Annotated in this window: 1 protein-coding gene; it reads left to right on the forward strand. The window is 65.6% G+C overall.

Annotated features, from left to right (window positions below; genetic code table 11):
- The coding region (locus ACZ3HG_RS24650; protein WP_465335138.1) for a hypothetical protein at nucleotides 1-194 on the forward strand (194 nt) is incomplete at its 5' end.
- Nucleotides 195-241 lie beyond the last annotated feature (47 nt).

Consider the following 241-nt stretch of genomic DNA (forward strand, 5'->3'; position numbering starts at 1 on the left):
TCGAGAACGCGCTGAAGATGTCGGCGCAGATCGGCGCCGAGAACGGCCAGGTCGACTTCATGGCCAACACCACCGCCGGCATCTACGCGGGCTCGATCATCCCCGAGTCGCAGCTGCTGGTGACCAGCCAGATCACCGGTCAGGACTTCGTCGACCGCGTGCAGAAGTTCTACGAGAGCGAGGTCGGCAAGTAATGACCGATCGTGCGGTCGCCGTCGCGGCGGCCCCCCGAACAGACGCC

This window comes from Erwinia sp. PME.40.26/001 (genome assembly GCF_055556675.1).